This is a genomic window from Bradyrhizobium sp. 137 (genome assembly GCF_023074095.1).
GTDB lineage: Bacteria > Pseudomonadota > Alphaproteobacteria > Rhizobiales > Xanthobacteraceae > Bradyrhizobium.
Genome location: NZ_JADPKU010000055.1, coordinates 142,963 through 165,068, shown reverse-complemented (window position 1 = coordinate 165,068; position 22,106 = coordinate 142,963). Strand labels below are relative to the sequence as shown.

At 64.5% G+C, this 22,106-nt stretch carries 18 protein-coding genes; 4 read left to right on the top strand and 14 right to left on the bottom strand.

Features of this window, described 5'->3' with window-relative positions; translation table 11 throughout:
- Nucleotides 1-172: 172 nt before the first annotated feature.
- The gene (locus tag IVA78_RS17195) at nt 173-1,717 is read right to left on the bottom strand and encodes an AMP-binding protein (RefSeq protein ID WP_247466663.1); all 1,545 of its coding nucleotides are present in this window, start codon (nt 1,715-1,717) and stop codon (nt 173-175) included.
- An 18-nt stretch (nt 1,718-1,735) separates the two neighbouring features.
- Complete coding sequence (locus tag IVA78_RS17190; protein WP_247466659.1) at nt 1,736-2,890, bottom strand: iron-containing alcohol dehydrogenase; 1,155 nt, start codon at nt 2,888-2,890, stop codon at nt 1,736-1,738.
- A 309-nt stretch (nt 2,891-3,199) separates the two neighbouring features.
- Between IVA78_RS17190 and IVA78_RS17185 the strand changes: the two genes are divergently transcribed.
- The 3 genes from IVA78_RS17185 (at nt 3,200) to IVA78_RS17175 (ending at nt 8,983) form a co-directional block, all read left to right on the top strand.
- The gene (locus tag IVA78_RS17185; RefSeq protein ID WP_247466657.1) at nt 3,200-4,399 is read left to right on the top strand and encodes an efflux RND transporter periplasmic adaptor subunit; all 1,200 of its coding nucleotides are present in this window, start codon (nt 3,200-3,202) and stop codon (nt 4,397-4,399) included.
- Complete coding sequence (locus tag IVA78_RS17180; RefSeq protein WP_247466653.1) at nt 4,396-7,554, top strand: multidrug efflux RND transporter permease subunit; 3,159 nt, start codon at nt 4,396-4,398, stop codon at nt 7,552-7,554. Before IVA78_RS17185 ends, IVA78_RS17180 begins: the two co-directional genes overlap by 4 nt.
- 238 nt (nt 7,555-7,792) lie before the next feature.
- Entirely contained in the window at nt 7,793-8,983 is a 1,191-nt protein-coding gene (locus IVA78_RS17175; RefSeq protein WP_247466650.1) for an ABC transporter substrate-binding protein, read from the top strand.
- A gap of 138 nt (nt 8,984-9,121) precedes the next feature.
- Here the strand turns inward: IVA78_RS17175 and IVA78_RS17170 are convergent, their stop codons facing one another.
- Genes IVA78_RS17170 through IVA78_RS17155 form a run of 4 tightly spaced genes read right to left on the bottom strand, consistent with a single transcriptional unit; the run spans nt 9,122 to nt 13,717 of the window.
- Complete coding sequence (locus IVA78_RS17170) at nt 9,122-9,508, bottom strand: MAPEG family protein (RefSeq protein WP_247466648.1); 387 nt, start codon at nt 9,506-9,508, stop codon at nt 9,122-9,124.
- Between the two features lie 24 nt (nt 9,509-9,532).
- Nucleotides 9,533-10,615: a lipocalin-like domain-containing protein gene (locus tag IVA78_RS17165; protein WP_247466647.1), complete on the bottom strand. Its 1,083-nt coding sequence runs from the start codon at nt 10,613-10,615 to the stop codon at nt 9,533-9,535.
- Nucleotides 10,605-13,067, bottom strand: coding sequence for an FtsX-like permease family protein (locus tag IVA78_RS17160; protein ID WP_247466645.1), 2,463 nt, complete (start codon nt 13,065-13,067; stop codon nt 10,605-10,607). The genes IVA78_RS17165 and IVA78_RS17160 overlap by 11 nt, the downstream gene beginning before the upstream one ends.
- Nucleotides 13,064-13,717 carry an ABC transporter ATP-binding protein gene (locus IVA78_RS17155; protein WP_247281915.1) on the bottom strand — a complete coding sequence of 218 codons (654 nt, stop codon included), beginning with the start codon at nt 13,715-13,717 and terminating at the stop codon, nt 13,064-13,066. Before IVA78_RS17155 ends, IVA78_RS17160 begins: the two co-directional genes overlap by 4 nt.
- Before the next feature lie 149 nt (nt 13,718-13,866).
- Between IVA78_RS17155 and IVA78_RS17150 the strand changes: the two genes are divergently transcribed.
- A complete protein-coding gene (locus tag IVA78_RS17150; protein ID WP_247418216.1) occupies nt 13,867-15,192 on the top strand; it encodes an MFS transporter in 1,326 nt (441 codons plus the stop codon).
- Nucleotides 15,193-15,303: 111 nt separating this feature from the next.
- Here IVA78_RS17150 and IVA78_RS17145 read toward each other — a convergent pair whose 3' ends face one another.
- The 8 genes from IVA78_RS17145 to soxZ form a co-directional block, all read right to left on the bottom strand.
- On the bottom strand, nt 15,304-16,512 hold the full coding sequence (locus IVA78_RS17145; protein WP_247466643.1) for an MFS transporter: 1,209 nt from the start codon (nt 16,510-16,512) through the stop codon (nt 15,304-15,306).
- A gap of 184 nt (nt 16,513-16,696) precedes the next feature.
- Entirely contained in the window at nt 16,697-16,885 is a 189-nt protein-coding gene (locus IVA78_RS17140) for a hypothetical protein (protein WP_247281912.1), read from the bottom strand.
- A gap of 86 nt (nt 16,886-16,971) precedes the next feature.
- A complete protein-coding gene (locus IVA78_RS17135) occupies nt 16,972-18,009 on the bottom strand; it encodes an MBL fold metallo-hydrolase (RefSeq protein WP_247281911.1) in 1,038 nt (345 codons plus the stop codon).
- 252 nt (nt 18,010-18,261) lie between these two features.
- Nucleotides 18,262-18,720, bottom strand: coding sequence for a hypothetical protein (locus tag IVA78_RS17130; protein WP_247281910.1), 459 nt, complete (start codon nt 18,718-18,720; stop codon nt 18,262-18,264).
- Nucleotides 18,717-20,468 carry a thiosulfohydrolase SoxB gene (gene soxB / locus IVA78_RS17125; RefSeq protein ID WP_247466641.1) on the bottom strand — a complete coding sequence of 584 codons (1,752 nt, stop codon included), beginning with the start codon at nt 20,466-20,468 and terminating at the stop codon, nt 18,717-18,719. The genes IVA78_RS17130 and soxB overlap by 4 nt, the downstream gene beginning before the upstream one ends.
- A 153-nt stretch (nt 20,469-20,621) precedes the next feature.
- Nucleotides 20,622-20,930 (bottom strand): hypothetical protein, encoded by a 309-nt coding sequence (locus tag IVA78_RS17120; RefSeq protein WP_247281908.1) that lies wholly within the window; start codon nt 20,928-20,930, stop codon nt 20,622-20,624.
- On the bottom strand, nt 20,927-21,790 hold the full coding sequence (gene soxA, locus IVA78_RS17115) for a sulfur oxidation c-type cytochrome SoxA (RefSeq protein WP_247282052.1): 864 nt from the start codon (nt 21,788-21,790) through the stop codon (nt 20,927-20,929). Before soxA ends, IVA78_RS17120 begins: the two co-directional genes overlap by 4 nt.
- Nucleotides 21,790-22,101 (bottom strand): thiosulfate oxidation carrier complex protein SoxZ, encoded by a 312-nt coding sequence (gene soxZ, locus IVA78_RS17110; RefSeq protein ID WP_247281907.1) that lies wholly within the window; start codon nt 22,099-22,101, stop codon nt 21,790-21,792. The genes soxA and soxZ overlap by 1 nt, the downstream gene beginning before the upstream one ends.
- Nucleotides 22,102-22,106: the final 5 nt, after the last annotated feature.

Sequence of the window (22,106 nt, the reverse complement as noted above, 5' to 3'; positions counted from 1 at the left end):
GCAAGGCCGTCCACGCTCTCGACAATTCGGATGACGGAAGGCCGCGGCGCTGTTCTCTCACGATGTCACAGTGCGGTGCGAAGGACGGTTCCTTTCGGGGCGCAGCCAACAAACGCCAGCGTTGTCCCAAATCGGTGCGCGCTGGGACAACAACCGAGTTTGTGGCTGCGCCTCACACGATACGCGACGCCTTGTTCCCCCAGTACCTGTCCCGCAGCAGCCGCTTGTACAGTTTCCCCGTCGGCAGTCGCGGCAATTCCTTTTCGAAATCGACCGAGCGCGGCACCTTCTGCCGCGACAGCGATTTTGCGCAGAACGCGATCAGCTCTTCCGCGAGCGCCGGGCCCGGCACCACGCCTGGCATCGGCTGCACCACCGCCTTCACCTCTTCGCCGAGATCGGCATTGGGCACGCCGAACACCGCGGCGTCGGCGACTTTCGGATGGGTGATCAGCAGATTCTCGCATTCCTGCGGGTAGATGTTCACGCCACCGGAGATGATCATGAAAGTCGCGCGATCGGTGAGGTAGAGGAAGCGGTCCTTGTCGACATAGCCAACGTCGCCGACCGTGCTCATGCTGCCGTCGGCAGAGCGCGCCTCCCGGGTCTTTTCGGGATCGTTGAAATATTCGAACGGCGAGGCCGTCTTGAACCAGATCTGCCCAGGCGTGCCGGTCGGGCACTCCCTCATGTTCTCGTCGAGAATGTGGAGGTCGCCGAGCAGCACCTTGCCAACCGTGCCGCGATGGGCGAGCCACTCCTCGCTGTTGCAGGCGGTGAAGCCGAGTCCTTCGGTGGCGCCGTAATATTCGTGGATAATCGGTCCCCACCATTTGATCATGTCGTCCTTGACCAGGGCCGGGCAGGGCGCCGCGGCATGGATCGCGATCTCCAGCGAGGATAGGTCATAGCGTACTTCCTCCGGCAGTTTCAGCATGCGCGAGAACATCGTTGGCACCAGCTGGGTGTGGGTGATGCCCCATCGTTCGACGAGCTGGAGGTAACGTTCCGGATCGAAACTCTCCATGATGACGACGGTCCCGCCCATGCGGATCGTGAGGTTCACGGCAGCTTGCGGCGCGGAGTGATACAGCGGTGCCGGCGATAGATAGACCATGCCCTCGCGGTAGTACCAAAGTTTCGTCAGGAAATCGAATAGCGGCAGATTGTGCTTTGGCGGCTCCTCCGGCAGCGGTCGCAGGATGCCCTTGGGCCGTCCGGTCGTGCCCGACGAATACAGCATGGCGGTGCCGAGCCACTCATCCGCGATCGGCGTTGTCGGCAGACCGGCGGTCACGTCGGCCAGGCCGACGATGCGCTCGCTCTCGCCAGGACCGTCGGCGACGACGCAGAGCCTGACGTCGGGGCAAGCCTGTATGGCTTCGCGCGCGATGTCGAGCTTCGCCATTGACGTGATCAGGATCTTGGACTGGCTGTTGACGAGGAGATAGGCGAGCTCGCCCGGCGTCAGGAAGGAGTTGATGCAGGTGTAGTAGAGGCCAGAGCGCTCGCCCGCGGCGCAGGCTTCGAGATAGCGCGAATTGTTCTCCATGAAGATCGAATAATGATCGAGCCGCTTCAGGCCGTGCCTACGAAACAGATGCGCGAGGCGGTTACTGCGCGCCTCCAGCTCGCGATAGGTGACGGTCTCGTCCGTCGCCGCCATGATGAAGGCAGGCTGAAGCGGGCGTAGGCGGGCATGCTGACCTGGGTACATCAGTCCTCCGGCTTTGGATCATGCGGCAAGAAGCAGGATTTCGCGCACTTGCGCGGGGCCATCGATCTTGCGGGGATTTCGCGGGATCCAGTTCGTGCGCATCGCCTGTTCGGCGATGGCGTCGAAATGTTCCGGCGATACGCGCACCTCGGCGAGGCTGCGGGGCATGCCGAGCGAGCGGATGAAGGCATCGAGCACGTCGGCGGCATTTTGGCCGGGGAAGCCCATGGCGGCCGCGACGATCATCTGGCGCTCGGCATTGTCGCGCGCATTCCAGCGCATCACCGCCGGCAGCATGACGCAGGAGGTGTAGCCGTGCGGCACGTCGAAGGCTGCGCCCAGGACGTAACCGATGCCGTGGCTCGCGCCCATGGGAACGCCGGCCGAAAGCGCGCCCATCGATAGCCAGGTGCCGATCTGCGCATCCATCCGCGCGTCGAGATCGGCGGGATCGGCCTTCACCCGCGGCAGCGCATCGGCGAGCATGGCGAGGCCCTTCACCGATTGCGCGTCGGCGTAAGGGTGCGTTTCGCGCGAGCAGATCGCCTCGACGCAATGGTCGACGGCGCGAATGCCGGTGGACAGAAACAGCCATTCCGGCGTGTGCACGGTGATAGCGGGATCGAGGATGGTTGCGCGCGGCACCGTGAGCGGATGCCGCAACATCTGTTTCATATGCGAGCTGCGGTCGGTCACGCCCGCGATGGCGCTGAACTCGCCGCCGGCAATCGTCGTCGGCACGCTGATCTGCCGCACGCTCGGGGCGGTCAGCTCGGGCGCGATGCCCTTGTGGACGCGGATGCGCTCGATGCCGCCGATATCATCGATGCCGTTGGCGAGGCAAAGCTGCACCGCCTTGGCGCCGTCGGTGATGGAGCCGCCGCCGACGGTGACGATCAGATCCGCGTTCACCTCGCGCGCCGCATGGGTGGCCGCGATCACAGCCTCGCGCGGCGTATGCGCCGGCATGGCGTCGAACAGGCCGGCGCAGCGCTCGCCGAGCGCCTGCGTAATCTTTTTGATTTCATCGGTCTTCCGGTTGAGCGTGCCCGAGACCATCAGGAAGGCGCGGCGCGTGCCCAGCCGGTCCATCTGCGCGACGATGGCTTCGGCCGCAGGATGGCCGAACACAACCTCCTCGATCGCGCCGTAAACGACACGTCCCTGGTGCACGCCTGTCCTCCCTGGACAATTCGTCTTTGTTTTATGAGCATAATCTAGCCGAGCCGCTGGCGTTCGTCATGCGCGAAGACGCTGGCCGCTTGTCGCCATCCAGGGGAGGGTAGCGAGCATCGCTTTTTGTCACCCATCTCGCACTGCCCGTGCGACCATCTCTGTCTCTGTCAACCCACCATCCGGTCAGGGCCTCTTCCCCAGCCTTGCGTCCGCCGTCGTCTTGAAGAGTTCATCATCGCAACACATCTTGTGTCGCCCGCGGGTAGACGAGTACCCTGTCCTGCGGCTTTGATGCGAGGACCTGGGATGAGCGGACCGGACGGAAGCGAGCAGTTCGTCAAAAAGCACGATTTCGTTCAGCGCAGCGCAATTGCCGGGCTTCTCGCTGCGGCGTTCGCCCTTTCCGGCTGCGACAAGCCGGCGTCACAGGCCGCTGCCCCGCCGCCGGCGCCGGTGACAGTCGCCCAGCCGGTCAAGCGCACCGTCACCGATTGGGATGAGTTCACCGGCCGCTTCGAGGCGGTCGAGGAGGTGCAGGTGCGCCCCCGCGTCGGCGGCTTCGTCAACTCGGTCGAGTTCCAGGACGGCGCCATCGTGCGTCAGGGCGATCTGCTCTACGTGATCGATCCCCGTCCGTTCGAGGCGGTGGCCACGCAGGCGGAGGGGCAGCTGTCGGATGCGCGCGCCAGGGTGGAGCTTGCCAAGCGCGAGCTCGACCGCGGCCTCAATCTGGTGCAGACCAATGCGGTCTCGGAGCAGGTCGTCGATCAGCGTCGCCAAGCCCTGCAGGCCGCGCATGCGGCCGAGATGCAGGCCGAAGGCGCGCTGAAGGCCGCCAAGCTCAACATCGAGTTCACGCATGTGACGGCGCCGCTGACCGGTCGCGTCAGCCGCCATCTCGTCAGTCCCGGCAATCTCGTGCAGGGCAGCGACAACGGCGCTTCGACGCTGCTGACCTCGATCGTCACGCTGGATCCGATCTACATCTATTTCGACATGGATGAGGCGACCTTCATCAAATACAGCAAATTATGGTTCGAGGGGCGGCGCCCAAGCTCGCGCGACACTGCGAACCCGGTGCAGGTGACGCTGGCCGGTGAGACCAAGCCGTCGCATGAGGGCACCGTCAACTTCCTCGACAACCGGCTCGACGTCTCGACCGGTACGCTGCGCAGCCGCGCCGTGGTCAAGAACACCGACCTGTCGATCCTGCCCGGCCAGTTCGGGCGCGTCCGCCTAATTGGCAGCGCGCCCTATGAGGCGCTGCTGATTCCGGACGTCGCTGTCGCAACCGACCAGTCCCGCAAGATCGTGTTCGTGGTGAAGCCCGATGACACGGTCGAGGCGCGTCCGGTGGTGCTCGGGCCGCTCGATGACGGCCTGCGCGTCATCCGCGAGGGGCTGAAGGCGGAGGATCGCGTCATCGTCAACGGCATCCAGCGCGCCCGGGTCGGCGCCAAGGTCGCCCCGCAGACCGCGCAAGCGCCGGCCGGTGGCAAGTCATGAATCTTGGCCGCCTCTCCATCAACCAGCCCATCCTGGCAATGGTGCTGTCGATCGTGCTGCTGATCGTCGGCGCGATCGCCTACACCACGTTGCCGGTCTCCGAATATCCGCAGGTGGTGCCGCCCACCGTGGTGGTCACCACGCAATATCCCGGCGCGTCCGCGCAAACCGTGTCCGACACGGTCGCAGCTCCCATCGAGCAGGAGATCAACGGCGTCGAGGACATGCTGTATCTCTACAGCCAGGCGACCTCGAACGGCCAGCTCACCATCACCGTTACCTTCAAGCTCGGCACCGATCTCGACAAGGCCCAGGTGCTGGTGCAGAACCGCGTCGCCATCGCGCAGCCGCGTCTGCCGGAGGAGGTCCAGCGCAACGGCGTCACCACACGCAAGAACTCGCCCGACATCCTGATGGTCGTGTTCATGCTGTCGCCGGACGACACGTTCGACCAGCTCTACATCTCCAACTATGCCTTGCTCCAGGTCCGCGACCAGTTGCTGCGTCTAGACGGCGTCGGCGACATCCAGATCTTTGGCGCACGCGACTATTCGATGCGATTGTGGCTCGATCCTGACCGGATCGCCAATCTCGGCCTGACCTCGGCCGAGGTGCTGGCGGCGATCCGTGCCCAGAACGTTCAGATCGCCGGCGGCCAGATCGCCGAGCCGCCGATCGCCGACCGCGCTTTCCAGCCGAACCTCACCTTCACGGGGCGCCTGAAGGATCAGAAGCAGTTCGAGGACATCCTGATCAAGGCCGGCCCCGATGGCCGGATTGTCCGCCTGCGCGACGTCGCTCGCATCGAGCTGGGTGCCTTGTCCTACACCACCAACAGCTTCCTGCTGCGCAAATCCGCGGTCGCCATGCTGGTGACGCAGCGACCCGGATCCAACGCGCTCGCGACGGCGAAAAACATTTCCGACACGATGACGAAGCTCAAGGAGAGCTTTCCGAGAGGTCTCGACTACAATATCGGCTACAATCCGACCGAGTTCATCGCGCAGTCCGTCCACGAGCTGATCAAGACCATCTACGAGGCGATGCTGCTCGTGGTCGTCGTGGTGTTGGTGTTCCTGCAAGGATGGCGGCCCGCGATCATTCCGATCATCGCTATTCCGGTCTCGCTGGTCGGCACTTTCGCGGTGATGGCGGCGCTGGGCTTCTCCATCAATAATCTCACGCTGTTCGGTCTCGTGCTCGCTGTCGGCATCGTGGTCGACGACGCCATCGTCGTGGTCGAGAATGTCGAGCGGCATCTCGAGCACGGCATGAGTCGGCGCGACGCCGCGCTGAAGACGATGGAAGAGGTCGGCGGCGCGCTGGTGTCGATCGCGTTGGTGCTTTGCGCAGTGTTCGTCCCGACCGCGTTCCTGGGCGGCATTTCTGGGCAATTTTTCCAGCAATTCGCCGTCACCATCGCGGTCGCGACCGCGATCTCCTGCTTCTGCTCGCTGACGCTATCGCCCGCGCTGGCGTCGCAGATCCTGGTGCCGCACGAGGAGAAGCGGCCGCCGGCCGGCTGGAACGTCATCGCGCGCGGCTGGAATGCTTTCACTGGCGTGTTCAACCGGGCGTTCGACCGGCTGGCGCACGGCTATGCGGGTCTTGCCAATTTCGTGATCCGGCATTCGGTCGTGATGCTCTTGGTGTACGTGGTGCTGATCGGCAGCGCGGGCTGGCTGATCGTGACGACGCCGCAGGGCTTCATTCCCGCGCAGGATCGCGGCTACGTCATCATATCCGTGCAATTGCCGGGCGCAGCGTCGCTGGCGCGCACCACCGAGGTCGTACGTGAGATCGAGCGGATCTCGCTGGATACGCCGGGCATCGTCCGTGTTGCGGCATTCGCCGGCTTCTCCGGCGCCACGCGCACGCAGGCCGGCAACGCGGCGGCGCTCTTTCCGGTTTTCGATGAGCCCGAGGTGCGACTGAAAAAGGGGCTGTCCGCCAACGCCATCACGGCCGAGCTGCGCAAGCGCCTCACCGCAATTCAGGGTGCCTTCATCATCGTGATTCCGCCCCCGGCCGTGCCCGGCATCGGCACCGGCGGCGGCTTCACCATCCGCGTCCAGGATCGCCAGGGCCGCGGGCCCGAAATGCTTGCCGCTGCGACCGACGAGCTGGTCGCCGCCGCGCGCAAGGCACCCACTCTCACCTCGGTATTCTCGCCGTTCACGGCCAACACGCCGCAGCTCTTCGTGGACATCGACCGCACCAAGGCGCAGAAGCTCGGCGTTCCCATTTCCAACATCAACGACACGATCCAGTCCTATTTCGGCTCGACCTATGTCAACGACTTCAACCTGTTCGGCCGCACCTACCACGTCACCGCGCAGGCCGATTTCCCGTACCGCAAGGAGCCGAGCGACCTCGCGCGGCTGCGCACGCGCAACGCCTCCGGCGACATGGTGATGCTGGGCAGCGTCGTCGAGTTCAAGGATGTCTCGGGTCCCGATCGCGTCGCGCGCTATAATCTTTACGCCGCCTCCGAATTGCAGGGCGAGCCGGCGCCGGGCACCAGCTCGACCACCGCGCTCAACACCATCAAGCAGCTCGCCAACGATACCTTGCCGAGCGGCTTCACCTTCGAATGGACGGATTTGTCCTACCAGCAGGTCACCGGTGGCAATGCCGGCCTCTACGTGTTCCCGATCTGCGTGCTGTTCGTCTATCTCGTGCTCGCCGCGCAATATGGCAGCTGGACCTTGCCGTTTGCAGTGATCTTGATCGTGCCGATGTGCCTGCTCGCTGCCACCATCGGTGTGCGCATCATGGGCCAGGACGTCAACATCCTCACCCAGATCGGCTTCGTCGTTCTGGTGGGACTAGCAGCAAAGAACGCGATCCTGATCGTCGAGTTCGCGCGCGACATCGAGAACGAGGGCAAGCCGCGGCTCGAGGCCGTCATCGAGGCCTGCCGGCTGCGCTTGCGGCCGATCCTGATGACGTCCTTCGCCTTCATCCTCGGCGTGCTGCCGCTGGTGATCTCGAGCGGCTCCGGCTCGGAGATGCGGCAGGCCGTCGGCGTTGCCGTGTTCTTCGGCATGATCGGCGTCACCCTGTTTGGGCTTCTGTTCACGCCCATCTTCTATGTGGTGGTGAGGAACTTGGCGGAGGGGCGGCGGGATAAGAAGCCAGGGGTCGTTGCGTAGTCAGTGTCGCCACCGGCGTATCCACATCCGCGCCGTCGTCCCGGACAAGCGTAAGCGCAGATCCGGACCCACCCCCAGAGACGCGCGCTCGCTCAAGGCGCGCTTGGTCCGGTGACGAAGCGGAGAAAATAGCGCCCACCTCCATACTAACGGCCTACGCCGAAATGGATGGGCATGCGCGGGGTTCTTCACTACTATCCGCGCGATTTCACAACAGAAGACTGCTGGGAGTTAACATATGAAATCAACATTTTTGGCCGTAGCGGCCTCTGCCGTATTGCTGACGGCGCCGGCCGCCGCGCAGGGCGTCAAGATCGGCATCCTCAACGACCAGTCCGGCGTCTATGCCGACTACGGCGGCAAATGGTCGGTCGAAGCCGCGAAGATGGCGATCGAGGACTTTGGCGGCGAGGTGCTCGGCCAGAAGATCGAGCTCATCACGGCCGACCACCAGAACAAGCCGGATCTCGCCAGCTCGATTGCGCGGCGCTGGTATGACGTCGAGAATGTCGACATGATCACGGAGCTGACCACCTCCTCGGTCGCACTCGCGATCCACGAGCTCTCCAAGGAAAAGAAGAAGATCGACATCGTCGTCGGCGCCGCGACCTCGCGCCTCACCGGCGATGCCTGCCAGCCTTACGGCTTCCACTGGGCCTACGACACCCGCGCGCTCGGCGTTGGCACCGGCGGTGCGCTGACCAAGGCCGGCGGCGACACCTGGTTCTTCCTCACCGCGGACTACGCCTTCGGGTACGCGCTGGAAAAGGACACCAGCGAGATCGTCACCGCCAATGGCGGCAAGGTGGTCGGCTCGGTACGCGTGCCGCTCAACTCATCGGACTTCTCCTCCTTCCTGCTCCAGGCGCAGAGCTCGAAGGCGAAGATCGTCGGCCTCGCCAATGCCGGCCTCGACACCACCAACTCGATCAAGCAGGCGTCCGAGTTCGGCATCGTCGCAAGTGGCCAGAAGCTCGCCGGCCTGCTGATGACGCTCGCTGAAGTGAACGGCCTCGGCTTGCAAGCTGCGCAAGGCCTGGTGCTGACCGAGGGCTATTACTGGGATCTCAACGATCGCACCCGCAATCTCGGCGAACGCTTCCTCAAGCGCACCGGGCGGATGCCGAGCATGATCCACGCTGGCACCTATTCGGCGACGCTGAGCTATCTCAAGGCGGTCAAGGCCGCCGGAACCAAGGATTCGGACGCGGTTGCCAAGAAGCTGAAGGAGCTGCCGGTCGACGACGACTTCGCGCAAGGTGGCAAGGTGCTCGAAAACGGCCGCATGGTCCACGACATGTATCTGTTCGAGGTCAAGAAGCCCTCGGAATCCAAGAAGCCCTGGGACTATTACAAGCTGCTCGCTACCGTCCCCGGCGACAAGGCATTCTTCGCCGCCAAGGAAAGCGGCTGTCCGCTGACGAAGTGACGCGCAGCGTCATTCCGGGGCGATGCGAAGCATCGAACTATGGTGCGCAATTGCGCACCTGAGAATCTCGAGATTCCGGGTTCGGCGCCAATGCGCCGCCCCGGAATGACGGCGGAATTTGGAGCCGCAGATGGGCCCTCACATCAGCCGCAACGCCACCGCCCCTAACGCCCCCGCCCACAGCGCCATGGCGGCGAGGCTCTGGATCGCGAAACCCAGGCTGCGCTTTGCCGCCGCCTTGGAATAGCCGACGAAATAGAGGATGCGGCCGATGATCCAGACCACGCCGATGCTGGCTGCGATGGCGTCGCTGATATAGATGGCGAACAGCCACAGCGCCGGCAGGAAGATCGGCATCCATTCCAGCGTGTTCATCTGGATGCGAAAGGCGCGCTCGAAATCCGGATGGCCGGACATCGCCGGTACCTTGACGCCGGTCTTGGTGCGCGAGCGAGAGACGTTGACGGCGGTGAAAAAGTAAAATGCGATCGCCAGCAGCGTGACGAGGGCGGTGAGATGATGCATCGTTAGTCCCTTCGAGATCGCGCTTCAATAGCCCGTCAGCTCGAGATAGCCAACGCCATCATGCGTGCCGGCAAAGCTCATCGGCCCTTCCCAGTAGGAGAAGCCGGTCCCCATCCAGGCCCCTGGATTGAGCGGCTTGCACAGGATCGAGAACGATTGCGAGGGGATTGCGATGTGCCATTCCACCGGCAGCTTGCGTCCCGCAACATCCGCGGTCGCCTTCGGCATCATCTGGATGTCGCTACCTGCAATCATCCGCGTCTCGCCGGCGGCGCTGATCCAATTGCCGAACGGATAGTTTTGGCCGTCCTTCTGCCGCAGCCGGTACAGCATCAGCTTGTCGCCGGATCCGAGATGCAGCGACAGCCAGTCCCAACCGGTCTGATCGGCATCCAGCGGCTGGCTGCTCCATTCGCGGTCCATCCAGGCCTGGCCCATCACTTCGGCCGGCTTATCGTCGATCGTGATGCTGCCGCGCGCGCGGTAGAACGGCTGGCTGTAATAGTAAGATGCTTGCCCGCGCTCCGACTTGCGGCTGTAGCCGCGGTCGCCCTGCAATACCATCGGACGATCGGCCTCCAGCGTCAGCGCATAGCTGAAGTCGGTGGCGGAGGCTTTGAGCGTCAGCGGCGCCAGCGTGCGATCATCGGTGCGCTCAAGCCCCTTCATTTCCCAATCGTCGATCCAGGCATCGAACGGCTTGGCCGTGACGCCGGCCTGCCCCACACCGCCGCGTGAAAACGTCTCGCTAAAGCGGTGGGTGTCGGCGCGCGTCACCGCCGCATGTCCCATCCATACCTGCTGATTGGCCCAGCCCTCGCGTTGCGGGCCCGGCTGCGCCGCCTGGCGGAACAGGGTCCATTGCAGGCCGCAAGCAGCACCACTGGCATCGACGAGGTTGGCCGTGAGATACCACCACTCGATGCGAAACTCCGGATGCGGCCCGTGATCGCCCGGAAAGGTGAAGACCTTGCCCGCCGTTACCTTGGCAAAGCCGTCCGCGGTCTCGCCGAGCCCGGCATAGCCCTGCGCCCCCGCGCGAGGTGTGAGTGCCAGCGCAGCAAAGCCGCCGATGACCGCGCGTCGTGAGATTTTCTCAGCGCTCATTGGCGAACACCTTGACGAGATTTGCCGGCTGCATCCGCGCCAGCCGTAGCATCGGCAGCAATGCGGCAAGCAGCGAGGCGAGCAGCGCGACCGCGACCAACTCGACCAATTGCAGCGGAAACACATGGAACGGCAGCCGCCAGCCGAATGCCTTCACATTGACGATCGCGATCAGGCACCACGCCACCAAGAGGCCGAGCGGCACGGCCAAGAGCGATGTGAACAGCGCCACCGATAGCGTCTTGGTCAGCTCGATCGCGGCAAGGCGCGGCCGGGTGAGGCCCATCGCCCACAGCGGCGCAAGCTGCGGCAGGCGGGAGTTGGCCAACGTCAGCAGGCTTGTGAGCAGCGCGATGCCGGCGACGCCAAGCGTAAAGGCATTCAGCGCGGACGTGACCGCAAAGGTGCGGTTGAAGATGCGGATCGATTCCGCCTTCACCGTCGCCTGGTCGGCGACGCTGCGATCGTCGAGCGCAAATTGCTTCTGCAACGCTGAGATCAGGCCGGGGATATCGTTCTTGTCGACGATCAGGCCGATCCGCGTCTGCGGCGTCTGCGGAAATTGCCGGATCAGCGCCGCGACATTGATGGCGAGCTGCCCCTTGGGATTGCCGTAGTCAGCATAGATGCCGACAATGTCGAGCTCCCAGGTCCCGCCCGGCGCCGGCACCTCGACGACGTCGCCGATGCGGACGTTCAGCCGGCGGCTCAACTGCTCGCTGATGAAGGCAGCATTGCCGGGCACGAGCCGGGTCCAGGCGCGCGGCGCGGCTTCCAGCAGCGGCCAGCGTTCGCGATAGAGCGCGTGGTCGGGAAGGCCGAGCAATTCCACCGGCTGGCCCTGAACTTGCGCCTCCGCGCGTCCGCCCGAGAGGATCGCCTGGACATCGCTGCGCTCGCGCAGCCAGTTCCGGATCGCAACGCCTTGCGTGTTGTCGGACGCGCTGATGTAGACGTCGGCCGCCAGCCGTCCATTGAGCCAGCCGATAAAGGTCCGGCTGAACGTCTCCACCATCGTGGACACCCCGACATTGACGGCGAGTGCAAGCAGCAGCGCCATCAGCGCCAGCGACAATCCGGAGAGTTGCTGCCGGCTGTCGGCCCAGAACCACAGCGCCAGCGGCCCTTTCGCCCAACGCTGGCCAACGAGCAGGATGAGTTCGAGAAATGTCGGAAGGATCAGGGCCGCACCGAGCATCAGCGCGGCCAGCACGCCGAAGCCTGCGATCAGCGATTGCCCATAGTGAAGCAGCAGCAGCGCGACGGCGAATACGGCGCAGGCGCCTGCACTTTGCAGGATCAGCCAGCGGCGCTGCGCCTGCTGCCAGGCGCGTGGTTGCGCGGTTGCCAGCACCGGCATCCTGATCGCCTTGATCAGGCTGGTTGCGGCCGCGACCAGCGCGCCGACAACGCTGATGCCGATACCAGCCAGCCACCATTCGGAACGCAGCGTCAGCTGCCCCGGGATCTGCGCGCCATAGAGCCCGCGCAGCGACGCCGCGACGTCGGGCAACAGCGCTGCCGCGATGAAATAACCGCAGACGAGCCCGATCAGCCCGGCGATCAGCGCCAGCACCACCAGCTCCAGCACCAGCATCGTGTTGACCAGCCGCGCCGACGCGCCGCAGGCGCGCAACGTCCGCAGCATCGGCAGACGCTGCTCGAAGGCGAGGCCGACGGCCGAATTGACGATGAAGAGCCCGACGAAGAATGACAACAGGCCGAAGGCGGTGAGATTGAGATGAAAACTGTCGGTGAGGCGTTCCAGCTCCGTCTCGGCATCCGGCTCAACCCGCTGCAGCTGATCGCCGACGACGCTTTGAAGTGACGTGGGCTTACCCTTCGCCTTGCCGATCAGCAACCGCGACACCTGGTCCGGCTTGTTGAGGAGCCGCTGCGCCACGCCGATATCGACCGCCAGCACGCCGGGCACGAGCTGCGGCAGCACGCGCAGCGGCGGCAGTTTTGCGCCGCTGCTGATCACCAGCACCGCACCCTCCTGCTCTTGGAAGTCACTCAGCGTCTCCCGCGCCACCAGCGTCTGGCCCGGCGGCGCGACGAAACTGCTGAGATCCGAGGCGCCAAGGCGCGGCGCATTGCCGACGTCGGTCGGCAGCGTCACCGGCTCGATGCCGAGCAGCCGCACCGAGCGTCCATTGATCTGGACGCGTCCCTCCAGTACCGGGGAGACCGGCCAACCGGCGCGGCGCAATTTTATGAACAGCTCCTGGGAAAAGGTCGCCGAATCCGGCGCGACCAGCATCGCCGTACGTGCGCCGCCGAATGTCGCCGCGGCGCGGTCATAGGCGCTGCGGGCCTGCTGGTTGATCGCCTGCACGCCACTCCACAGCGCGGTCGCCGCGATCAGCCCGATCAGCAGCGTTGCGAACTGCATCTGGTGACGCCGCCAATGGCTGAGCAGCACGGCGAGGATCCACAGCGCGCGCCTCATGCGATGCGCCCGCCGTGCAAAGTAAGGTGGCGGTCGAGCGTCGCTGCCAGATGCAGGCTGTGCGTCACCATCAGGAAGCCGCAGCCCGTGCGCGCCACGAGATCGCGCGTCAGCGCCAGCACGTCCTCGGCGGTGGCTTCGTCCAGATTGCCAGTCGGCTCGTCCGCCAGCAGCAGCGAAGGCTTCGTCGCCAGCGCCCGGCCGATGGCGACCCGCTGCTGCTGTCCGCCCGACAATTGCTCTGGATAACGCTTGAGGAGAGTGCGAAGTCCGAGCCGTTCGATCAGCTCTTTGGTCCAGGCCGCATCGTGCCGGCCGGCGATCCGGGCCTGGAAGGCGAGATTGTCCGCGACCGACAGGCTCGGGATCAGGTTGAACTGCTGAAAAACCAAGCCGACCCGGTCGCGTCGCAAGCTGGCGCGTCCCGCATCCGACAGCTTCGTGACCTCGATGTCCGCCAGCCGGATCGAGCCGCTATCAGCCGCATCGAGCCCGGCGATCAGGTGCAGCAGCGTGCTCTTGCCGCTGCCGGATTCTCCCGTCAGCGCGACCCGCTCGCCGGCCGCGAGGTCGAGATCGACGCCGCGCAGCACGTGGACCGGCTCGCCGGCTGAGAAGAAGGTCTTCGAGAGATTTTTGATGTTCAGCACGATTAATGGCGCCGGACGGAATTAGCGGAATTGCTGCCTAGCACACTTGCTGCGGAAATGCCGGGGTTGCGTTGGCATCCAAGCCGTTGTTAGCTCCAAGAAGGTCAAATCAAAAAAGTGCCAAAAAGATACATGGGGAAAATAGAAGCATGAGCGCTCAGGGAACGCCGTCCGCGGCGAGCAAGCCGACAGCGACGCCGAAGGGCGCCTGGACCATCACCTTTCTCCTGTTTCTGTTCATGCTGGTGAACTTTGCCGACAAGATCGTCGTCGGTCTTGCCGGCGTGCCGATCATGGCGGACCTCAAGCTCACGCCGGAGCAATTCGGCCTGCTCGGCTCTTCGTTCTTCTTCCTGTTCTCGATCTCGGCCATCGTGGTCGGCTTCATCGTCAACAAGGTGCCGACGCGCTGGGTGCTGCTGTCGCTCGCGGTGGTTTGGGCGCTGGCGCAGTTTCCCATGGTCGGCACCGTCTCCTTCACCACGCTCCTGATCTGCCGCATCGTGCTGGGCGCCGGCGAAGGCCCGGCCTTCTCGGTCGCGGCGCACGCCATCTATAAATGGTTCCCTGACGAGAAGCGCACGTTGCCGACCGCGATCCTGTCGCAAGGCTCGGCCTTTGGCGTGATCATCGCAGTGCCGGCCTTGAACTGGATCATCGTCAACCATTCCTGGCACTATGCCTTCGGCGCGCTCGGCGTCGTCGGCCTGGTCTGGGTCTGTGCCTGGCTCGCGCTCGGCAAGGAGGGGCCGCTGGAGGATGCGCAGGCCCTCGCCGCCACCGAGACGAAGATTCCCTACATTCAGCTTCTCACCTCGCGCACCTTTCTCGGCTGCGTCGCCGCGACCTTCGGGGCCTATTGGGCGCTGTCGCTCGGGCTGACCTGGTTCACGCCCTTCATCATCAAGGGTCTCGGCTTCTCTCAGAGCCAAGCCGGCTGGATTTCCACTCTGCCCTGGATCTTCGGCGCCACCATCGTGATCCTGACGGGCTGGATCTCGCAAATGATGATGGCCCGCGGCTCGACCACGCGCATCGCTCGCGGCGTGCTCGGCTCGGTGCCGCTGGTCGTCGGCGGCCTGATCCTGGCGACGATGCCGCATGTCCAGGGCGCCGGCCTTCAGCTGGCTTTGCTCGTGGTCGGAACGGGCCTGTGCGGCGCGATCTATGTCGTCTGCCCGCCCATGCTCGGCGAGTTCACGCCGACATCGCAGCGCGGCGCCATCCTCGCGATCTACGGCGCGCTCTATACGCTTTCGGGCATCATCGCACCCGCCGTGATGGGCACCGTGATCCAGCACGCCGGCAGCATGCTCGACGGCTACATGACCGGCTTCACCATCAATGCGGCGATCATGGTCGGCTCCGGCCTGCTCGGCCTGCTGCTGCTCTGGCCGAACACCGAACGCGCCAGGTTGACGGGCGGTGCCGCCCCGCAGGCGGGCGCGCTGAAGAGCGCGGTATCGCCGACGTAAGGGTGGCGGCGCACGCCCAAGCAACACCCTCGTCCCCGGACAAGCGCGCCCCAAGGGCGCGCCGATCCGGGGTCATGACTGCGGGGCGATGTTTGGCGCCGGAACGGACGACTAGCTTTGTGGTCGCCGCTTCTGCTCCGTGAACCCTGACAGCACCACCGTCGCCGCCATGAAGATCACGGAGGCGCCGAACACCCAGTGCGGCGCGCTCTGGTCCATGATCCAGCCGAACAGCAGCGGGCTGACGATGCCGCCGAGATTGAATCCGGTGGAGACGATGCCGAAGGCACGCCCCGCAGCGCCGGGAGGAGCCGCGTTGCGCACCAGCATGTCGCGCGAGGGTGCGATCACGCCGCTGAGGAAGCCTGCGGCCGTCATCGCCGCGGTGAGAGCCCAGCCCGGCAGTGTGGCGAGTGCGATCAGCAGCACGATCGCCGCATTCGCGGCAAAGCAGGCCGCGGCGACCTGGCCGTGGCGCTCGGTTCGGTCGGCGAGCAAGCCGCCTGCGAGCACGCCGATGGCGCTGGCGCCAAGGAATGCCGTCAGCGCGATGTTGGCGGCGGAGTAGGAGGCGCCGTAGCCGCTCATCAGCGCCACCACGCCGAAATTGTTGATGCCGGCAACCGAGAGGCTCAGCAGCATGAACAGCGCGGTCAGCGTGATCAGCGCCGGCGTGATGACGGCCTGTTTTGGCGCGTTCGCGCTGCCGGGTTTTGTCTTGTGCGCGCCGGCGTCGGGAATGTTCATGGTGATCAGCAGCAGCGCCACCGCGACACCGATCGCGCCGGAGGCGATCAGCGCTCCAGTGCCACCGGACAACGTGACGAGCGCAGCGACGATGGCAGGAGCGACGGCGCCGCCGAGAAAGCCGGCAAAAGTGTGGATCGAGAAGGCGCGGCCCATCCGCGCCTCGTCCATGTGCGCGGCCAGGATCGCGTAATCGGCGGGATGGTAGACGCTGTTGGCGAGGCCCAGCAGCACGGCGCACGCGATTAGCGAGGCGTAGCTGAGGTGCAAGCCGAGCAGGATCAGCGCGAAGCCGCCGAGTGCGAGCCCGGCCAGCAGAATTCGTCGCGCGCCAAAATGGTCGACGAGATAGCCGGTCGGCGCCTGCGTCAATCCCGACACCACCGCAAACACGGTGAGTGCGAAGCCGAGCTCGATATAACCCACGCCGAGCTGGCTCTTGAGGAACGGGAACAGCATCGGAAGCACGAGCAGATGGAAATGGCTGACCCAATGCGCGATCGAGATCCCCGTCAGCGTGCGCAGCGCGCTGTCCGCCTTGCCTTGCTGCGGTGCGGCGAGAACGTCGACCATTGCAGTTCCGTCTTGCGTCCCAAAGGAGGCGCAAACTATCGGGCAGAGCGGTTATTTGTCCATGAACGCGGGCGCATGGCAGGTAGCGCGGGCGGCGGCATGAGGTTGTCGCTATGCCTCCACTTCGCCGGAACGACTTTGGAGGATGTTGCGCCAGCGTGCGCTCAACCCGCGAGCACCGTCCTCACAACGGCTCGTCGTCCGGCCCGTAGCGGTCGCGCTTCGGGGTCGCGATGTCGCCGTCTTCGTAATCGTCATGGTCGATCTCGCGCGGAGGCTTGGGCTTTTTCGCCTTGTCTTGCGCTTGCTTATCGTCCGCGATCTTGTTGTCCGCGATCTTGGGCGGCTCGCTCGGCTTGCCGATCTTGGCCATGGCGGCTCCCGGATGGTGATGCTGCATCCGTCCTAGCCCGACATATGGGAACTTCCTGATCTATCTCAAGCACGGCACTCGGCCGTTCAGTGCACCACCGGCCCGCCTGCCTTCTTCCAGGCATCCAGACCGCCGGCGATGTGCGCGCTGTTGGAGAGCCCCGCCTCCTTGGCGGCGGCCACCGCCATCGCCGAGCGTTCGCCGAAGGCGCAGAAGAACACGACGCGGCGGCCGGTAGCGGCTGCGACCTCCCGCAGCATGCCGCCGGGCTTCAGGCTCTCCTCCACAGATTGATAGGGCGTGTGCAGCGCGCCTTCGAGCATGCCGTGCTTCATCCGCTCGTTGCTCTCGCGCAGATCGACCAGCAGGATGTCGGGCCGGCCGAGGATGCGGATCGCCTCGGCGGCGCTGAGCGCGCGGCCCTCTTTCTCGAGCTCCTCCTGATGCAGGCCGACATGCATGTTGGCAGGGACCGCCACATCCATCATCTTCGGATTGGGCAGCTTCAGATTGGCCATCAGCTCGATATATTCGTCGACCGAGCGGACCTGGAGCCGCGGATTGTAGCGCTTCTCCTCGCCGATGGTGGAGACGGTATCGCCCTTGTAGTCATGCGCCGGAAACACCATCGTCTCGTCCGGCAGCTTGAGCAGGCGGTTGAAAATCGAATCGTATTGCGCGCGCGATGAGCCGTTCTGGAAATCGGTGCGGCCGGTGCCGCGGATCAGAAGCGTATCGCCGGTGAAGACACGGTCGCCCATCAGATACGAATAGGAATCGTCGGTGTGGCCCGGCGTGTACATCACGTCGAGCGACAGGCCCTCGATCGTCACTTTGTCGCCGTCGGCGACCCGCATCGCCACCACGTCGGCCTTGGTCTGATCGCCCATCACAGTCATGCAATGGGTGCGGTCGCGCAACTCGCCGAGACCGGTGACGTGATCGGCATGCAGATGGGTGTCGATCGCCTTGACCAGCTTGAGGTCGAGCTCGCGCAGCAATTGGCAGTAGCGGTCGACCTTCTCCAACACGGGATCGAGGATCAGCGCCTCGCCGCCTGGGCGGCTCGCAAGCAGATAGCTGTAGGTGCCCGAAACACTGTCGAAGAGCTGGCGGAAGATCATGGCGGGACCTGACGTGTGGTGATTTCTAGGATTCTACTACGGGACGGGCCCCAGAGAGAAGCAAATCACTGTGTAGAGAATGAATTTTAGAAGATCTTTATTGCGCGGGTGGCCGTCCCCACCCACCCCTGTCATCGCCCGCGCAGGCGGGCGATCCAGTATTCCAGAGGCGCTGAACGGGATGAGGGGGCCGCCTTCGCGGGGAATGACACCGATTGTGTTGCGCGGACGTGCGACAAGCTCGGACAGCTCCTACGGCCGCACCACCGTGTAGCCGTTCTCCGCCAGGAACAGGATCTGCCCGACGCCCACCTGCACCGGCGTCGCCGCGGGAATGAACTCCGGCCGCTTGCCCGTCTCGCGCTCGATCGTGTCCACCGTATTGAGGCAGATGTCGAAGCGCACGCCCTGTGCGATCAGGCTCTCGACCTGCTTGCGACGCTCGCTGCCGGACAGCAGCAGATCGATACCGGGACCGAACGCCACCACTTCGACCGCGATCTTGTCAGGGTCGTAAGCCTTCAGCAGGTTGTTGGTGACGCTGAGCACCAGTGCCTGTTTCTTCGCATCGCCGTCGGAGAGCTGAAGCACGACCTTGTGCTCGGCGAACGGCTTGTCCTGCAGCGGCACCTGCTGCGCCAAAGCCGGCGGGATCGCTGCCCAGACGAGCAATGCCAGCAGCATCGCGGATGAGATTTGCGACCGCATCATCCTTGTCCTGCAATGCCTGGATTGCCCTCGACCCCTTTCAGCGTGACGCCGGAGCCGAGCCGCTCCTGAAACATCCGGCCCGAGCGCAGATATTTGCCAACGACGTCCCACACCGGCGCGCCTTGCTGGCGGTTGACCGAGGCCCAGCCTGCGACCTTGTAGCGGTGGCTGGCGCCGAGCGCCTTGCCGCCGTTGAGCTTCAGCTCGGAGATGCGGCCGCCGATCGCAGCCTCCGGCGTGCAGGTGTAGCTGAACCCGCCGGCGCGCACCATGTCGCCACCCTGCTGGTAATAGGGATCTGCGTTGAAGAGGTTGTCGCAGATGTCCTCCAGCACGTCCTTGATCTGTGCGCCGGTCATCTCCTGCACATAGGTCTCGGGATAGGTGATCGCGGTTTCCGCGAGCAGATCCTCCATGGTCAGCGCCTGGCCCGACAGCGCCGTGACGCCCCAGCGGAAGCCCGGCGACAGCGCGATCTCGGCATCGAGCTCGCTGCGCAGCGCCGTGCAGATCAACTCGTCGACGGGACCGGAAAAATTGCCCCGGCGGTAGAGCAGGCGATCGGGCGTTGTGATCTTCTCCGACCAGTCGCTCACATGCGGCGCGCGCAGCCGGCCGATCAGCTCGGCCATCCCCGGATCCGGCTTCAGCAGCTCGGAAAAAACCGGCAGCAGATGATAACGAATGTCGCTGACCTTGCCCTTGCCGATTGCGAGATCGAGCACGGCCAGGAATTTTCCGTTGGAGCCGGCATTGGTGACGAGCGTGGTTCCTCCAGCGTTCTTCACGGCAATCGGCTGCGGCACGGCGTCGTGGGTATGGCCGCCGAGGATGACGTCGATGCCGGTGACGCGGCTCGCGAGCTTGAGATCGACGTCCATACCGTTGTGCGACAGCAGGATGACGGCATCGACCTTCTCGGTGGCGCGCAGAGCATCGACATGCTTCTGCAACTCCTCTTCGCGGATGCCAAAGGTCCAGTCCGGCGTGAACCGCTTGGGATGCGCGATCGGCACGTAAGGGAACGCCTGGCCCACAATTGCGACACGATGGCCGCCGAGCTCCTTGATGACAGACGGTTTGAACACGCGCCCGCTGGCCTTGTCGAAGGCGGGGGCGTCGTTGAAGGCGGCCTCTTCGGTCAGGAAGACGTTCTGTGCCAGAAACTCGCCCTTGAAGCGCTCGAGATTGTCGCGCAGCACCTGCTCGCCATAGGTGAATTCCCAATGTCCGGTCATCGCCTCGATGTCGAGCAGATTCGCGACCTCGACCATGTCGCGGCCCTGCATGACGTTGGCAAGCCCGGTGCCCTGCCAGAGGTCGCCGCCATCGACGAGCAGCGAATGTTTTGCGCCGACGTCGCCGCGCAAGCGGTCGATCAGCGTCTTCAGATGGGCAAAGCCGCCGAGCTTGCCGAAGCGGCCCGCAGATTTCTCGAATTCGAAGCAGGTGAAGGCATAGGCATCCGCGCTGTCGGACCGGATGCCGAACCGCTCCAGGAAGGCGCGGCCAACCAGGTGCGGCGGTCGTCCCGCCATCTCGCCGATGCCGATATTGACGCTGGGCTCGCGGAAATAGACCGGATTGAGCTGCGCATGCGTGTCGGTGATGTGCAGGATGCGCGCATTGCCGAAACGCTCGATGTCATAGATGCTCGCGGTGTCGGCACCGCGCGCGAGCCGCGGCAGTCCGAGCGATGCGGCGGCTAGGCCCGCGCTCTTCAGGAAATCGCGGCGGCGGATGCCCATCTTAACTTCTCCGCGCCCTCAACGCTGTCGACTGTTCTACAAGCATATCCGGATCCGAAGGGCCGCGTCAGCGCAAGGTTTGGTGCGGCTTTCCGACAAGATCATGCTCAAAGAATGATCTGGAGCACGATGTTCTCGCGCGCCAAGCCCAGTCTAGCGGATTTCCATCGCCTTCCAGGCCTCTTTTTCGGAATTAGCCTGGAAGATCGACGCCTTCGCCAGCGCCTCGGCCTCTTTCGCTGCGGCAAATGCGCGGTCGAAATCGCCGCCATCGGCCGCCTTCTTCGCCGCCGTCAGCGTCGAGACGGTCGTGGTCCATTGGTGACGCAGGCTGGCCGCCTCCTTGGCTGCGGCTTCGGCGGCGGCATAGGCCGCCTTGTAGTCCGCTTCCGTTGCCGCGCGCGCCGACGGTAGCGCGATGGTCAACGCAACCAATGTGGCCAGGAGACATGCCCGCTTCATGGCCGCGCTCCCGGTCCCGAGATCGGCAGGCCGTTGGCGACGTAGGAGAGGAAATATTCGACGTCGCGATATTCGTCCGATTGCGGCTCCAGCGGAACCGCGCGGGTCTGGCTGTTGCAGGTGACGAAGCGGCGGCTGGTCGTGCCCATGCCGCTCCATTCGGAGCGGTAGATCGGCATCGCATTCAAAATGCCGAGCGCCGGCGCCAGAGTCTCGGCGCGGATGCGCTCGCCCGGGCTCTGCACGTGGCAGCTCGCGCAGGAGAAGTTCATCTGGCCGCGGCGGGTGTAGAAATACCGCTTCCCGTTCTCGAACGCTTCGAGCGCACGGGGATCATCGGGAATCTTGATGTCCATCGGCTTGCCGCGCGAGGTGTAGGCCATGTAGGCGGTGAGCGAGGCCATCTCGTCTTTGACGTAGGAATAGGGCGCCTCGCCATTGGCCTCGCGGCAGCGGTTCAGCGCGAGCTCCAGCGTGATGACCTTGCCTTCCTTGGTGTCGAAGTAAGGATAGTTCTGGCGGATGCCGATGCCGCCGTTCGGGAAGCAGTCGGCGTAAGTCTTGCCGTTCTTGAACGGGGTCGCAAACATTTCCTTGCCGGCGTCGAGCGCGAACTCGTAAGGCGGGAATTCTTCCTTCTCCTGCCACTGCCGCTTCATGTCCTCGTTCATGGAATAAGGACCGTTGACGAAATCCTCGCGCTTCACGTTCGGAAATTTCTGGAAGAAGAAATTCTGGAACGCCTTCGCATCAGCAACGGGATCGACCTTGTCGGCCGCGACGACGCGCGGCGAGGTGAGGGCGCACGCAACGAGTGCGGCGCCTACCGAGCCAAGCAGGAGGGAGAAGCGGGTCTTCATCACGCGATCTTCGCGGTGGTCGTATCCGACGCACCCTTGTTGTCGGTCCAGGAGATCTTGAGCTCGTCGCCCTTCTTGGCGCCCTTGAAGCTGAATTTGACGTAGGGGTCCTTGGAGACCGCCGTGCCCCAATTGGCGACAAAGACGTCCTTGCCGTTACATTCGAACTTCAGCTCCTGGATGAAGTGGGCCGGGATCAGCTCGCCCTTGGAATCCTTGACCAGGCCGGTGTCCATGGGGTGCTGAATCAGCGTCTGCACCTCGGTGATGTCGCCATTGGATGTTGCGCGCACGCGAATGCTTGATGCCATCGGAC